Origin of the sequence: Luteimonas sp. 8-5 (genome assembly GCF_029763755.1) — a bacterium.
Lineage (GTDB): Bacteria > Pseudomonadota > Gammaproteobacteria > Xanthomonadales > Xanthomonadaceae > Cognatiluteimonas.
Genome location: NZ_JARUVM010000047.1, coordinates 1 through 14187, shown reverse-complemented (window position 1 = coordinate 14187; position 14187 = coordinate 1). Strand labels below are relative to the sequence as shown.

At 69.6% G+C, this 14187-nt stretch carries 12 protein-coding genes; 6 read left to right on the top strand and 6 right to left on the bottom strand.

The features are described from left to right. The first annotated feature begins 15 nt into the window (after positions 1 to 15). Entirely contained in the window at positions 16 to 1002 is a 987-nt protein-coding gene (locus QAA18_RS12910; protein WP_343226745.1) for a serine hydrolase domain-containing protein, read from the top strand. Positions 1003 to 1032: 30 nt separating this feature from the next. After that, positions 1033 to 1971 (top strand): cation diffusion facilitator family transporter, encoded by a 939-nt coding sequence (locus QAA18_RS06770; RefSeq protein ID WP_279412086.1) that lies wholly within the window; start codon positions 1033 to 1035, stop codon positions 1969 to 1971. 351 nt (positions 1972 to 2322) lie between these two features. Here the strand turns inward: QAA18_RS06770 and rlmJ are convergent, their stop codons facing one another. Beyond that, a complete protein-coding gene (rlmJ, locus tag QAA18_RS06765; RefSeq protein WP_279412085.1) occupies positions 2323 to 3183 on the bottom strand; it encodes a 23S rRNA (adenine(2030)-N(6))-methyltransferase RlmJ in 861 nt (286 codons plus the stop codon). A 100-nt stretch (positions 3184 to 3283) separates the two neighbouring features. On the opposite strand from rlmJ, the gene QAA18_RS06760 reads away from it, so the two are divergent. Then, positions 3284 to 4900: a M20/M25/M40 family metallo-hydrolase gene (locus QAA18_RS06760; protein WP_279412084.1), complete on the top strand. Its 1617-nt coding sequence runs from the start codon at positions 3284 to 3286 to the stop codon at positions 4898 to 4900. A gap of 1 nt (position 4901) precedes the next feature. Here the strand turns inward: QAA18_RS06760 and QAA18_RS06755 are convergent, their stop codons facing one another. The 5 genes from QAA18_RS06755 to QAA18_RS06735 all read right to left on the bottom strand — a co-directional run bounded on the left by QAA18_RS06755 (position 4902) and on the right by QAA18_RS06735 (position 12253). After that, positions 4902 to 6422, bottom strand: a complete 1521-nt coding sequence (locus QAA18_RS06755) for a Ppx/GppA phosphatase family protein (protein ID WP_279412113.1) — start codon at positions 6420 to 6422, stop codon at positions 4902 to 4904. A 23-nt stretch (positions 6423 to 6445) separates the two neighbouring features. Further along, entirely contained in the window at positions 6446 to 8539 is a 2094-nt protein-coding gene (gene ppk1, locus QAA18_RS06750) for a polyphosphate kinase 1 (protein WP_279412083.1), read from the bottom strand. Then, complete coding sequence (gene phoR, locus QAA18_RS06745; RefSeq protein WP_279412082.1) at positions 8536 to 9783, bottom strand: phosphate regulon sensor histidine kinase PhoR; 1248 nt, start codon at positions 9781 to 9783, stop codon at positions 8536 to 8538. Before phoR ends, ppk1 begins: the two co-directional genes overlap by 4 nt. 15 nt (positions 9784 to 9798) lie before the next feature. Next, positions 9799 to 10503 carry a phosphate regulon transcriptional regulator PhoB gene (gene phoB / locus QAA18_RS06740; protein ID WP_279412081.1) on the bottom strand — a complete coding sequence of 235 codons (705 nt, stop codon included), beginning with the start codon at positions 10501 to 10503 and terminating at the stop codon, positions 9799 to 9801. A gap of 166 nt (positions 10504 to 10669) precedes the next feature. Beyond that, positions 10670 to 12253 (bottom strand): M48 family metalloprotease, encoded by a 1584-nt coding sequence (locus QAA18_RS06735; protein ID WP_279412080.1) that lies wholly within the window; start codon positions 12251 to 12253, stop codon positions 10670 to 10672. A 103-nt stretch (positions 12254 to 12356) separates the two neighbouring features. Here QAA18_RS06735 and grxC point away from each other — a divergent pair, with 103 nt between their 5' ends. From grxC to QAA18_RS06720, 3 genes are all read left to right on the top strand, one after another. Further along, the gene (grxC, locus tag QAA18_RS06730; protein WP_279412079.1) at positions 12357 to 12647 is read left to right on the top strand and encodes a glutaredoxin 3; all 291 of its coding nucleotides are present in this window, start codon (positions 12357 to 12359) and stop codon (positions 12645 to 12647) included. A gap of 74 nt (positions 12648 to 12721) precedes the next feature. After that, positions 12722 to 13057: a carboxymuconolactone decarboxylase family protein gene (locus tag QAA18_RS06725; RefSeq protein ID WP_279412111.1), complete on the top strand. Its 336-nt coding sequence runs from the start codon at positions 12722 to 12724 to the stop codon at positions 13055 to 13057. 94 nt (positions 13058 to 13151) lie between these two features. After that, positions 13152 to 14165 (top strand): isocitrate dehydrogenase, encoded by a 1014-nt coding sequence (locus QAA18_RS06720; RefSeq protein WP_279412078.1) that lies wholly within the window; start codon positions 13152 to 13154, stop codon positions 14163 to 14165. Positions 14166 to 14187 lie beyond the last annotated feature (22 nt).

Genomic DNA, 14187 nt, shown 5'->3' with positions numbered 1-14187 from the left:
ATTCCGATCGAGCCCATGACCGTCGACTCCCTGATGCAGCGCTACCAGGGTCTCGGTCCGGGGGCTTCATTGCTGGTGCTGCGCGACGGCGAGGCCGTCGTCCGCCGCGGCTACGGCCTGTCCGACCTGGAGGCGGGCACCGAAGCCGGCCCTGCCACCAACTACCGTCTCGCCTCGGTCAGCAAGCAGTTCACCGCGGCAGCGGTCCTGCTCCTGGCCCAGGACGGCAAGCTGTCGATCGACGACCCCGTGCGCCGTTGGCTGCCGTCGCTGCCGCCGGCCGCCGACGCCATCACCCTGGGCCACATGCTTTCGCACACTTCCGGCCTCATCGACTACGAGGACCTGATGGGCGACGACTGGCAGGGCCAGATCCGCGACGCCGGCGTGCTCGAACTGCTGGAGAAACAGGATCGGCTGTACTTCCCCGCCGGCAGCGCCTATCGCTACAGCAACGGCGCCTACGCGCTGCTCGCGCTGATCGTGGAGAAGGCGTCCGGACTCGACTATCCCGCCTTCCTCGAGCAGCGCATCTTCGAGCCGCTGGGCATGCACGACACCATCGCCTACGTGGCGGGCGGTCCCGCAGTGCCGAACCGTGCCTGGGGCTACAGTCGGGTCGACGGCGCCTGGCAGCGCACCGACCAGAGCACCACCAGCGCGGTGCTCGGCGACGGCGGCATCTATTCGTCCATCGACGACCTGGCCCGCTGGGACGCGGCGCTGTACGACGACCGGCTGCTGACGGATGCTTCGCGCGCGCTCGCCTTCAGCCCGCAGTCGAAGGTGACCGGCGAGCCCTACGACGCGAGCTACGGCTTCGGCTGGCGCATCACCGGCGACACCTTGTGGCACTCGGGCGAGACCATCGGCTTCCGCAACGTCATCGTGCGCTGGCCGCAGCAGCGGCTCACCGTGGTGCTGCTCAGCAACCGCAACGACCCGGAACCCTACCGGACCGCGCTGCAGGTCGGCTCGCTGTACCTGGGGGAGAAGGAGTAACCTGAACTCCTTTCCCCATCGGAAGGGACCATGGCATCCAGCGGCGACTCCTCACGCGCCATCCTGTTCGCGCTCGGCGCCAACTTCGCCATCGCGGTGGCCAAGGGCGTGGCGGCCTTCTTCACCGGCTCCAGCGCGATGCTGGCCGAGACCGTGCACTCGCTGGCCGACTGCGGCAACCAGCTGCTGCTGTTGCTGGGCATGCGCCAGTCGCGGCGCCCGGCCACGCCCGAGTACCCGCTGGGCCACGGCAAGGCGGTGTACTTCTGGTCGTTCCTGGTCGCGGTGATGCTGTTCACCGTCGGCGGCATGTTCTCGGTGTACGAGGGCCTGCACAAGCTGCAGCACCCGGAACAGCTGCGGCAGTGGTGGTGGGCCGCCGGCGTGCTGGTGTTCGGCATCGCTGCCGAAGGCGTATCGATGCGCGCCTGCCTGCAGGAAGTGAACAAGGTGCGCGGCGACCGCAGCCTGTGGCAGTGGTTCCGCCAGAGCCGGCAGAGCGAACTGGTGGTGATCTTCGGCGAGGACCTCGCCGCGCTGCTGGGCCTGGTGTTCGCCCTGGTCGCGGTGATGATGAGCGTGGTCACCGGCAACCCGATCTGGGACGCGCTGGGCACCGTGGCCATCGGCGCGCTGCTGATCGTGGTCGCCGTGCTGGTGGCGATCGAGGTCAAGGCGATGCTGATCGGGCAGAGCGTGGACCCGTACCGGCAGTCGCAGATCCGCGCCTTCCTCGACGGCCGCCCCGAGATCGCGCACGTGATCAGCGTGATCACCCTGCAGCTGGGCAACGATGCGCTGGTATCGGTGCAGGCGCGGATGCGCGAGGAGCACGATGCGGAGGAGATGCTGCGCAACATCACGTCGGTCGAGCGCAGCCTGAAGAAGGAGTTCCCGGAGGTCCGCTGGAGCTTCTTCGAACCCGAACTCCCCCGCGTCCCCACCGCCGAAGAACACCCCTCGGGATAGCCGTAGGAGCGCGCCTTGCGCGCGAAGCAAACGCTCCCTCACGTGCGGGGCGCCGCGGAATGGCCTTGCCCAAGCCGGGACACGGCGCGAGTACGTCCCTGTAGCCTCGTCCTCGGCATCCATGCCTCCGACGGGCCCGGCTTGGGCAAACCCATTCCACGACGCGGAGCCAAGCGGGTGGATCGATGCTGCGGCCGCGAGGGGGCTCCGGGCGTCGCGGGAACGGTGGTGCGCTTTGGCGAAATCACGGAGGAGGCCGGGCCGCAGGCCCGGCCCGGGGACATTCGCCAAAGCGGACCGCCTTTCCAGCGTAAGCGCGCCAGGACATCGCGGCCGCGGCCGCCGCCGCGCTTACGCGGGGCGTTTGAGCCAGTCGATGCGCGGAGGCGGAGCGCCGGGTTCGGCGAGGGCGCTGGCCAGCGCCTTGAGCGCCGGCCCCAGCACCGCATCCACCTGGTACGGCGGATTGAGCAGCAGCATCCCGCTGCCGTTCATCCGAAGCGGCGAATCGTCGGCCCGCACCAGCAACTCCACGACCAGGGTCGACGCCGAGGGCAGGTTGCCGGCCATGCGGTAGAACGGCTGCAGCTGCCGGCGCTGCTTGATCGGGTACCACAGCGCATACGTGGCTTGCGGCCAGCGCTGCAGGCCCTCTCGCAGGGCGGTGCGAGCCATGTCGAACTCGGCGAGCTGCGCCTCGTAGGGCGGGTCCACCAGGACCAGCCCGCGCGCATACCGGCGGCCGGCGACTACCGGCGGGAGCAGTGCCTTCATCGCCGCGTAGCCGTCGCGCCGGTGCACGGCCACGCGGGGATCGTCGTCGAACGTGGCCTTGAGCGCGGCGGCTTCCTCGTCCTGCAGCTCGCAGCCGGCGATGCGGTCGTCCTCGCGCAGGGCTCGCGCCAGCAGCCATGGCGAACCCGGATAGGCCAGGGCGCCGTGCGCCGACCGGCAGGCTCCTACCATGTCAAGGTAGCGCTGCACCGTGGCATCGGCTGGCGGGGCTGCCAGCAGGCGGGAGATGCCGCCTTCGGCCTCCCCGGTGCGCCGTGCCTGGTCCGCGTCCAGCGCGTACAGGCCGCGGCCGGCGTGGGTGTCCAGGGCGAACACCGGCGCCGGCTTGCGCATCATGGCATCGCACAGGGCCAGCAGCACGACATGCTTGAGCACGTCGGCGTGGTTGCCGGCATGGAAGGCGTGGCGATAGTTCATGGCCCCAGTCTACCGGCCGCCGACCATGACCAAAGGCCCGGGGTGGGGCCATTGCCGGCCGCTTAGACTCGGGTCACCGATCCACCCTTGGGGAACTACCTTGAAGCAATATCTCCTGGCCGCCGCCGTCGCGCTGGCCACCGTGGGCAGCGCCGCCCAACCTGCTGTTGCACTGGCTGCACAGCGTGCCGAACCGGTCGACCTGGACATGGTCAGCCGCATCCGCCAGGAGGCATTCCACCATTCCCAGGTCATGCAGACCCTTGCCGAGCTGACCGAGGACATCGGTCCGCGCCTGACCAACTCGCCGAACATGGACAAGGCCAACGCCTGGGCCCGGACCAAGCTCTCGGCCTGGGGCCTGTCCAACGTCCATGACGATGCCTTCGCCGACTTCGGCCGCGGCTGGGAATTCAGCAAGGCCAAGGTCGAACTGCTGGCGCCGCGCGCGCTGCCGCTGTTCGCGCTGCCCAAGGCCTGGACCCCGGGCACCAGCGGCCCGGTCGAGGGCGAAGCGATCGCGATCGACTTCAAGAGCAAGGCCGACATCGAGAAGCACAAGGGCCAGCTGCGCGGCAAGATCGTGTTCCTGGACCCGGAGCGCGAATACAAGCCCGGCACCGAACCCGACTTCCATCGCCACGACGAGGCCACGCTCGAAGGCCTGCAGGAGTTTTCCGTGCCCGCCGACCGCGACGCCGATCGCGACAAGCGGATCAAGCAGTACATGGAACGCCGCGAGCTGGCCGAGGAAGTGCGCAAGTTCCTGGTCGAGGAAGGGGTGCTCGCCTCCTTCAGCATCAGCGACCGCGACAACGGCATCGTCCGTTCCACCGGTGGCGGTTCGCGCAAGGCGGGCGAGCCGGTCGGCGTGCCCGAGCTGGGCATGATCGCCGAGCACTACAACCAGGTGATCCGCGCGCTGGAGAACGGGGAAACCGTGCGCCTGCGGGTGGACGTCGATTCGCGCTTCACCACCGACGAGGACCGCGACGGCTACAACACCATCGCCGAGATCCCGGGCAGCGGCCCCAAGGCCAGCGAAGTGGTGATGCTGGGCGCGCACATGGATTCCTGGCACACCGGGACCGGCGCGGCCGACAACGGCGCCGGCGTGGCGGTGATGATGGAGGCCGTGCGTATCCTCAAGAAGATCGGCGTCAAGCCGCGCCGCACCATCCGCATCGCCCTGTGGAGCGGCGAGGAGCAGGGCCTGATCGGTTCGGCCGACTACGTGGCGCGCACCTTCGCCTCGTACCCGGAACCCACCGACCCGGCGCAGAAGGCGCTGCCTTCGTTCCTGCGCGAGGACCACGGCACGCTGCAGCGCAAGCCTGCGTACGACAGGTTCTCGGCGTACTTCAACCTGGACAACGGCTCGGGCAAGATCCGTGGCGTCTACGCCCAGGAGAACCTGGCGGCGATGCCGATCTTCGAAGCGTGGATGGCGCCGTTCGCCGACGTCGGCGCCACCGTGGTGGTCTCGCGCAACACCGGCAGCACCGACCACATCTCGTTCGACCGGGTCGGCCTGCCGGGCTTCCAGTTCGTGCAGGACCGCCTGGACTACGGCACCAACGTCCACCACACCAACCTGGACACCTACGACCACGCCTCGGCGCAGGACCTCAAGCAGGCCGCGGCGATCGTCGCCAGCGTCGTCTACCACGCGGCGATGCGCGATCAGAAGATGCCGCGCAAGGCGATGGTCGACTAGGTCATTGGCGGAACTCGAACCGCAGGGCGATGCCCAGCGGTTCGAATGCCGCAGGTTCTTCCACGAGGTCCGACTGCAGCAGCGGTCGGACCTCGATCCATTGGGCGGGCAGCGACAGCGTCAAGGTGCCGCCGTCGGCGAACAGCCGCAGGTCCGGCAACGGCGCCGGATCGTGCGAGCGGTGCAGCAGCACCGCCAGCCGCAGCAGCGCGGTCAGGCGCCGGGTCGCCGGCAGCAGCCGGTCCGGAACCACGTCGAGCGCGGACTTGGCGACCTTGCGCCGGTGGTTACGCACCAGCGCGGCCAGCACGCGTTGCTCCGGCACCGAGAAGCCGGCGATGTCCGAGTGCTGCAGCACGTAGGCGCCGTGCACCTGGTACTGGCTGTGCGCGATGGCGAGCCCGAGTTCGTGCAGGCGCGCCGCACGGGCGAGCATCAGGCGGTCCTCGGCATCCAGCGACCAGTCGCGGCTGACCCGGTCGAAGAGCTGCAGGGCGGTGCCCGCCACCCGCTCGGCCTGGGTCGCATCGATGCCGTAGCGCTGCATCAGCGCCAGCACCGAGGCGTCGCGCGGATCGTCGGCGCCGCCGCGGCCGAGCATGTCGTGGAGCACGCCTTCGCGCAACGCGGCCTTGCTCACGCCCATGCGTTCCAGCTCCAGGGTGGCGAAGGCGGCCTCGAGCACCAGCAGGCCGCCGGCGATGATCGGACGGCGTTCGCCGGACAGGCCGGGCAGGTCGATCTGGTCGATCCTGCGGGCGGCCAGCAGGCGATCGCGCACGTGCGGCAGGGCCTGGGCGGTGACCGCGCCCTTGGTCAGCTTCATGCTCGCGCAGATCTCGCCGACCGCCTTGATCGTGCCGGAGGCGCCGATGGTTTCCTGCCATCCCAGGTGGCGGTACACGCCGGCGAACTGCTGGAACTGGGCGGCGACCTCGATCAGCGCCTCGTCCCAGCGCTTGCGCGACAGCTTGCCGTCGCCGAAGAAGCGCGCGGTGGTGGCCACGCACCCCAGCTGCAGGCTTTCGCGCTCGATCGCGTCCAGTCCGCTGCCGATGATGCATTCGGTGGAGCCGCCGCCGATGTCGATCACCAGGCGCAGCTGGCCGGGCCTGGGCAGCTGCGCATGGGCGACGCCAAGGTAGATCAGGCGCGCCTCCTCGCGGCCGGAGATGATCTCGATGGCATGGCCCAGCGCGGTCTCGGCCGGCACCAGGAACCCCTGCGGCGCGGCCAGCTTGCGTACCGTGTTGGTGGCGACGGCACGCACCCGCTGCGGCGGAATGTCGCGCAGGCGCTGGCCGAAGCGGGCCAGGCATTCGAGCGCGCGCTGGCGCACGTCGGCGCGCAACCCGCCCTTGCCGTCCAGGCCTTCGGCCAGGCGCACCATTTCGCGGATCCGGTCGACGGTGCGCAGCTGCCCGAGCACGTAGCGCGAGACCACCATGTGGAAACTGTTGGAGCCCAGGTCGATGGCCGCCAGCAGGTCGCCGTCCTGCAGCGGCAGGGCGGGGGAGCGCAGGCGCATGTGCGGGGTGTTGTCGTTCATGGGCGTCCGCAGATCCTTGCCAGCAGCGCGGCCTGCGCCGAGTGCGGGAGGGCGTCGGCATCCGGCTGCAGCTTCACGTAGCTGCCGTCGGGTTGCAGCACCCAGGCGTTGAGGTTGTCGGCCAGGTAGTTGTCCAGCGCTTCGTCCTTGACCCGCGCGGCCAGCTCCGGATCCAGGATCGGGAAGCAGGCTTCGACCCGTCGCAGCAGGTTGCGTTCCAGCCAGTCGGCGCTGGAACAGAACAGTTCGGGCTTGCCGTCGTTGCCGAACCAGTAGGCGCGGCTGTGTTCCAGGAAGCGGCCCACGATGGAACGCACCCGGATGTTGTCGGAAACGCCCGGGACGCCGGGGCGCAGGGCGCAGGCGCCGCGCACCACCAGGTCGATGGAGACGCCGGCCTGCGATGCGGCATAGAGCGCGCGCACGACGCGCGGCTCGTTCAGGGCGTTCATGCGCGCGATGATCCGCGCCGGGCGCCCGGCGCGTGCATGCGCGGACTCGCGCTCGATCCGCTTGAGCACGCCCGCGTGCAGGGTGAAGGGAGACTGCAGCAGGCGCTTGAGCTTCGTGGCCGGCGCCATGCCCGACAGTTGCTGGAAGACCTGGTGGACGTCGCTGCCGATCTCCTCGTTGCAGGTGATCAGGCCCAGGTCGGTGTAGGCGCGCGCGGTGCCGGCATGGTAATTGCCCGTGCCCAGGTGCACGTAGCGGCGCAGCTTGCGCCCTTCGCGGCGCACCACCAGCAGCATCTTGGCGTGGGTCTTGAACCCGACCACGCCGTACACCACCTGCACGCCGGCTTCCTGCAAGCGGTCGGCGAAGCCGAGGTTGGCTTCCTCGTCGAAGCGCGCGCGCAGTTCGATCACCGCGGTCACGTCCTTGCCGTTGCGCGCGGCCTGGACCAGCGCTTCGACTATCGCCGAGTCCTTGCCGGTGCGATAGAGGGTTTGCTTGATCGCCAGGACGTTGGGGTCATCGGCGGCCTGCTTGACCAGTTCCAGCACCGGGGTGAACGCGTCGTAGGGGTGGTGCAGGAGCACGTCGCCCTCGCGTACGCGTTCGAAGATCGCGTCGCTGCCGGCCAGCTTGCGCGGCTGGAACGGCGGGTACTTCAGCTCCGGGCGCTGGACCATGTCGTAGACCTGGATCACCCGGTTGAGGTTGACCGGCCCGTCGATGCGGTACACGGCTTCCTCGGCCAGGTCGAAATTCTCCAGCAACGTGCGCACGATCGGCTTCGGGCAGTTGCGCGCGATCTCCAGGCGCATGGCGCGCAGGTAGCCGCGGCCGACCAGTTCGTCGCGCAATGCCAGGGCGAGGTTCTCGACCTCTTCCTCGTCGACGATCAGCTCGGAGTTGCGGGTCACGCGGAACTGGTAGGCACCCTTGACCTCCATGCCCGGGAACAGCTCGTCGACGAAGGCCGAAAGCATCGCCGACAGGAACACGAAGTCGTTGTCGCCGCCCGAGATCGAGGGTGGCAACTGGATGATGCGCGGCAGCGAGCGCGGAGCGCGCACGATCGCCAGGTTGCCCGCGCGGCCGAAGGCATCCTTGCCCTTGAGCACGACCACGATGTTGAGCGACTTGTTGAGGATCTTGGGGAACGGGTGCGCCGGGTCCAGCCCCAGCGGCGACAGCACCGGCAGGATTTCCTCGCGGAAATACTTGCGCAGCCAGCGCGCCTGGCGCGCGTTCCAGTGGTCGCGCGCCAGCACCCGCACGCCCGCTTCCGCCAAAGCCGGCCGCAGCACATCGTTCCAGCACGCGTACTGGCCTTCGACCAGTTCCGCCGCGCGTTCGTGGATGCGCTTCAGCACCACCTGCGGCGGCAGCGCATCGGGTGCCAGCGGCAGGTCGAAATCCAGCGCATGGCGCACGGTGGCCGCGCGGATCTCGAAGAACTCGTCCAGGTTGGTGCAGGAGATGCACAGGAAGCGCAGGCGCTCGAGCAGCGGCACCGACGGATCCTGCGCCTGCGCCAGCACCCGGAAGTTGAAGTCCAGTTGCGACAGTTCGCGGTTGGCGTACAGCGCCGGGTCGAGCAGCGGATCGTGCACCGGGGCGCGCTGGCGGGTACGCATGTTCATGGCTGTCCTTCGCGGCTGCGCACGCGTTCGGGCCCGAACACGCAGGAGAACACGCTGCCCTGGCCGACCTCGCTGTCGATCCGCAGGTGCGCCTGGTGCAGGCCCAGCACGTGCTTGACGATGGCCAGGCCCAGGCCGGTGCCGCCGCTCTCGCGCGAGCGGCTGGCGGAAACGCGGTAGAAGCGCTCGGTCAGGCGGGGCAGGTGCGTCGGGGGAATGCCGTAACCGGTGTCGCGCACCGAGAGCACCGCGCCACCGTCTTCGCTGCGCGCCAGGCGCAGTTCGATGTTGCCGCCCGCGGGCGTGTAGCGCACCGCGTTGCTGACCAGGTTGGAGAACGCGCTGTGCAGTTCGCGGGTGGAGCCCCAGAGGTCCACGCCGGAATCGTCGACCACGGCGACCGGATGCCGGCCTTGGCTGAGCGCCTCGGCTTCGCGCCGCAGGGTCGACAGCATGGACGCCATCGGCACCTGTTCCTCGTCCAGGGCCTCGCGTGATTCCAGCCGCGACAGCGTCAGCAGGTCCTCGACCAGCTGGGTCATGCGCCCGGACTGGCGCTGCATCTCGGCAAGCATCGGCGCCCATTCGGGTTGGTCGGCCGGATCCAGCATCTCGAGGTAGCCATGGACCACCGTGAGCGGGGTGCGCAGTTCGTGCGACACGTTGGCGACGAAATCGCGGCGCACCTTCTCCAGCCGGCTCAGGCGGGTGACGTCGCGCACGATCAGCAGCCACAGGTCCTCGGAGTAGGGCACCAGGCGCAGGCTCAGGCGCACCGCCGGATCCACCGGCGAGGCGATGTCGGCCAGGGGTTCGGCCATGCGTCCTGCCGCCAGCCAGCTCGCGATCGGCAACGGCTGCAGGCGCTCGCCCAGGGGGGCGTCGAGGTCGGCCGGGTAGTGCAGGCCCAGCAGCCTGCGCGCCGCGGGATTGAACCAGGCGATGCGCTGGCTGTCGCGCTCGGCGACGATCACTGCGTCTGGCAAGGCATCGGCGAGGGCGCGGTACGCGCGCAGCATGGTGACCAGCCGGCGCTTGCGCGCGCGCGACTCGCGCCGTTCGCGCTCACGCTCGGCCAGCAGGTGCTGGCGTTGTCGGGCCAGCCATGCGACGGCGGCCAGCGAGGCCAGCGCCAATGCCTGCCACGGGTACCCGACGAGCATACCCACGACCAGCGCCGCGGCCAGCGGCAACGCGGTGGGTGCGTACGTCCTGGACCAGGCGGGGCGGGATTCCGTCGGCATCGCCCGATTGTCGCATCATCGTGCGGCGGAAAAGCGGTAGCCCGCGCCGCGTACGGTCTGGACCATGGTGTCCAGTCCGGTCGGTTCCAACGTCTTGCGCAATCGCCGGATGTGCACGTCGACGGTACGTTCCTCGACATAGACGCTGCCGCCCCAGACGTGGTCGAGCAACTGCGCGCGACTGTAGACGCGGTCGGGGTGGGTCATGAAGAAATGCAGCAGCCGGTACTCGGTGGGGCCGACGGCGACGGGGACTTCGATGCCGTCGGGGCCGCGGGCGAACACGCGGTGCGCAGCGCCGTCGATGCGCAGGTCGCCGGCGCCGATGCTGCCGTCCTCGTCGTCCTCGCTTGCCCGCCGCATCACCGCACGGATGCGCGCGAGCAGTTCGCGCGCGGAGAACGGCTTGACCACGTAGTCGTCGACGCCGGCCTCGAAACCGCCGACGCGATCGTTCTCCTCGCCGCGCGCGGTCAGCATGATGATCGGCACCTCGCGGGTCAGCGCATCCCTGCGCCAGCGCCTGGCCAGTTCCAGGCCGCTGGTGCCCGGCAGCATCCAGTCCAGCAGGATCAGGTCCGGCACCCGGTCGGCGATCGCGGCCTGCGCTTCCCGGGCGTCGCCGGCATGCACCGGCTCGAAATCGCCCTTGCGCAATGCGAACGCGACCATGTCGCGGATCGCCGGTTCATCGTCCACGATAAGGATGCGCTTCTGCATGCACGCCATTAGACGACAGATTTGTGACACCCGGGTGACACTCCGCGTAGCGGCAGCAGCAACAGAACCGCCCGCTCACGTGCGGGGCGCCGTGGAATGGCCTTGCCCAAGCGGACCGCCTTTCCAGCGTAAGCGCGCGAGAGACCTTCGTGCGCGAGGCGTTTGCCTACCGGCGGTCGAGGTCGGGGTCGCGGATGCCCTGGCGGCGCAGTTCCAGCACCACCGGCGTGATCGCCGCGATCCGCGCATCGATCCGGGCGCGGGCGTAGTAGTCCAGGTCGTCGCGCTTCCTCAGCGTGTTGAGCTGGACCAGGGCCTGCTCCGCACGGCCGTTGAGGAACGCGGCTTCGGCGTAGGCCTCGCCGGCCCTGACCGGATCCCCGGCGATCTCGCTGGTGCGGGCGAAGGTGCGCTGGAACAGCGGGTCGTCGCCGGCGCTGGCCAGCAGGGGCCGCAGCAGTGCCTGCGCGCGCTGCCCGGCGGCCCGGGTGTTGCGCTCGTTGAGCGTTGCCGCATAGGTCAGCGCCACCGCCCGGTTGTTGGGCATGCGCGCCACCAGCGCCTCGAAGCGGGCGTCCGCGGCTTCGGTGTCGCCCGCGCGCGCTTCCGCCTGGGCGAGCGCCAGTTCAAGCCAGTACTGGCCTGGATGCGCTCCGAGCAATGCCTCCAGTTCGCGGGCGGCGCGCCGCGGATCGCCGTCCTGGTAGTGCGCCAGCGCCAGGCCGTAGCGCTGCGCATCGTCCAGCGGCTTGTGCCTGGACAGTTGTTCGTATTCGCGCACCGCCTGCGCCGGCGAGTTCGCGCTGAGCACGCGCAGGCGCTCGCGCGCCCACGGGAAATCGCCGCCCGGGCCATGGCTGGTCGTGGTCGCGATGCGCAGCGACGCCGGCAGCATCGGGTTGTCGCTGGCGCGGCTGGCCGGCACGAAGGGACGAGCCGCCTCGGCAAGCTGCCGTGCACGGTCGCGGGCCTCGCTGATGCGGGTGGTGGTGACCGGGTGGGTGCGCAGGTAGTCGGGCATGCTCTCGCGGCTGTCGCTGGTGCGCACCACCGACTGCAACTGCTCGAAGAAGCCGGCCATCGCCTCCGGGTCGTAGCCGCCGCGCGACAGGGTGCGGATGCCGACGCGGTCGGCTTCGGCTTCGTTGCTGCGCGTGTAGTCGATCTGGCGTTGCGCCATCAGGCCCTGCGCCGACATCAGCGCGGCCATGGTCGCGTCGTCGCTGGAACTGCCGCCGGCGCTCTGCGCGATGGCGATCGCGCCGAGCATCGCCAGCAGGATCGGCACGCTGTCGCGCTGGGCCTGCTCGACCCCGCGCAGCACGTGCTCCTGGGTGACATGCGCGATTTCGTGCGCGACCACCGCCGCCACCTCGTCCTCGCTGTCGGCGGCGAGCACCAGGCCCGCGTTGACGCCGATGTAGCCGCCCAGCGTGGCGAAGGCGTTGATCTGGCGGTCGCCCATCATGAAGAAGGTGAACGACTGGGTCGGCTTGTCGCTGGACGCGCCCAGGCGCTGGCCCATCGACTGCAGCCAGGCGCCCATCAGGGGATCTTCCAGGGTGTAGCCGTAGTTGCGCAGCTGGCTCAGGGTCATCGCGCCGTACTCGGCCTGCTGCGCGGGCGACAGGATGCTGCCGGCCGAGGAACCGATGTCGGGCAGCCGGCTTTCCTGCGCGGCCACGCCGCCGGTCGCGGCGACGGCACCCAGGGCAAGGCTGAGCAGGAAGACGGAAGTGGCTGTGCGCATGCGGTCCGAGGATAGCGAATCGTGATGGGGCGGGCTGGAAAAGCCCGGCGGCCGGTCCCATATTGGACATTCCAAAGCCGCCCGAGTTTCAGGATCATCCGCCATGGTTGCCCACGCTTCTTCCCCTTCCGGCGTCCCGCCGATCACCCTCTACACCTCGGCGACCTGCGGCTACTGCGTGGCGGCGAAGAACTTCCTCAAGAGCCGCGGATTGACCTGGGACGAGGTCAGGATCGACCTGGATCCGGCCGAGCGCGAGCGGATGGTCGCCCGCGCCAGGCGGACCACCGTGCCGCAGATCTTCATCGGCGATGCCCACGTGGGCGGCTACGACGACCTGATGGCCCTGCATCGCGCCGGGAAGCTGGAAGCCTTGCTGGACGCGGGCCAGTGAGCGCCGGCGAGGGTTCCGGCAACGGGCGTTCCGGCGACAGCCGGGTCGCGGAGTTCACCGCCTTCCGCCAGCGCATGAACGAACGCATCCTGGCCGAGCCCAACCAGGTCGTGCGCCGGTTCTTCGCCCTGGACACCCAGGCCTACCAGGCTGGCGCGCTGGACGTGAAGACCAAGGAACTGCTCGGCCTGGTCGCCTCCCTGGTGCTGCGCTGCGACGACTGCATCAGCTACCACGTGGCCCAGTGCAAGGATGCGGGGCTGAACCGCGACGAAATGTTCGAAGCGTTTTCGGTCGGGCTGGTGGTCGGCGGATCGATCGTGATCCCGCACCTGCGCCGGGCCGTCGACTTCCTCGATCGCCTCGAGGCGGGAGAGGCGGCAGGGCCGGGCGCGCACGACCACGGCTGAAGGCTCCGTACCGGGGCGTCTGGCATAATTGCCGGCTGACTCCCCCCTCGCGCGGCGCCCCCTGCGGCGTCGCGCACCAGTTCGGAACCTGCAAATGACCCAGACAATCACGGTCATCCGTGGCGATGGCATCGGCCCGGAGATCATGGAAGCCGCCCTGCACGTGCTCGACGCGATGGACGTCGGCCTGGCCTACGAGTTCGCCGACGCCGGCCTGGTGGCGCTGGAGAAGACCGGCGAACTGCTGCCGGCGGCGACCATGGATTCGATCCGCCGCAATCGCGTCGCCCTGAAGAGCCCGCTCACCACGCCGGTCGGCGGCGGCTTCTCGTCGATCAACGTCGAACTGCGCAAGCGTTTCGACCTGTACGCCAACGTGCGTCCGGCCAGGTCGCATCCGAACACGAAGTCGCGCTACGCCTCCGGCGTCGACCTCATCACCGTGCGAGAGAACACCGAAGGCGCCTACAGCGCCGAAGGCCAGGAACTGTCCGCCGACGGCGACACCGCCACGTCGATCACCAAGACCACCCGTCGCGGTTCCGAGCGCATCGTCCGCTACGCCTACGACATGGCGCGCCGCACCGGCCGCAGGAAGGTGACGATCGTGCACAAGGCCAACATCCTGAAGTCGACCTCGGGCCTGTTCCTCAACGTCGCCCGCGAAGTCGCCGCGCAGTACCCGGAGATCGAGACCAACGAGATGATCGTGGACAACACCTGCATGCAGCTGGTGATGCGCCCCGAGCAGTTCGACGTGATCGTGACCACCAACCTGTTCGGCGACATCATCTCCGACCTGTGCGCGGGCCTGGTCGGCGGCCTCGGCCTGGCGCCGGGCGCCAACATCGGTACCGACGCGGCGATCTTCGAAGCCGTGCACGGCTCCGCACCGGACATCGCAGGGCAGGGCAAGGCCAATCCCTGCGCGCTGCTGCTGGGCGCGGCGCAGATGCTCGACCACCTGGGCATGGGCGACAAGGCCACCAGGCTGCGCGACGCCATCGAGGCCACGCTCGAGGCGAAGGATTCGCTCACGCCCGACCTCGGCGGCAACGGCAACACCATGTCGTTCGCCCGCGCCATCGCTTCGCGCGCCGCCGCGTGACCGACGGTGCCGCCCCGGCGGC

Excerpts from the sequence above, each read along its gene's own strand:
- QAA18_RS12910 (WP_343226745.1), top strand. The coding sequence starts at position 16 with ATGACCGTCGACTCCCTGATGCAGCGCTACCAGGGTCTCGGTCCGGGG.
- QAA18_RS06770 (WP_279412086.1), top strand. The coding sequence starts at position 1,033 with ATGGCATCCAGCGGCGACTCCTCACGCGCCATCCTGTTCGCGCTCGGC.
- rlmJ (WP_279412085.1), bottom strand. The coding sequence starts at position 3,183 with ATGAACTATCGCCACGCCTTCCATGCCGGCAACCACGCCGACGTGCTC.
- ppk1 (WP_279412083.1), bottom strand. The coding sequence starts at position 8,539 with ATGAACATGCGTACCCGCCAGCGCGCCCCGGTGCACGATCCGCTGCTC.
- phoR (WP_279412082.1), bottom strand. The coding sequence starts at position 9,783 with ATGCCGACGGAATCCCGCCCCGCCTGGTCCAGGACGTACGCACCCACC.
- phoB (WP_279412081.1), bottom strand. The coding sequence starts at position 10,503 with ATGCAGAAGCGCATCCTTATCGTGGACGATGAACCGGCGATCCGCGAC.
- QAA18_RS06735 (WP_279412080.1), bottom strand. The coding sequence starts at position 12,253 with ATGCGCACAGCCACTTCCGTCTTCCTGCTCAGCCTTGCCCTGGGTGCC.
- grxC (WP_279412079.1), top strand. The coding sequence starts at position 12,357 with ATGGTTGCCCACGCTTCTTCCCCTTCCGGCGTCCCGCCGATCACCCTC.
- QAA18_RS06725 (WP_279412111.1), top strand. The coding sequence starts at position 12,722 with ATGAACGAACGCATCCTGGCCGAGCCCAACCAGGTCGTGCGCCGGTTC.
- QAA18_RS06720 (WP_279412078.1), top strand. The coding sequence starts at position 13,152 with ATGACCCAGACAATCACGGTCATCCGTGGCGATGGCATCGGCCCGGAG.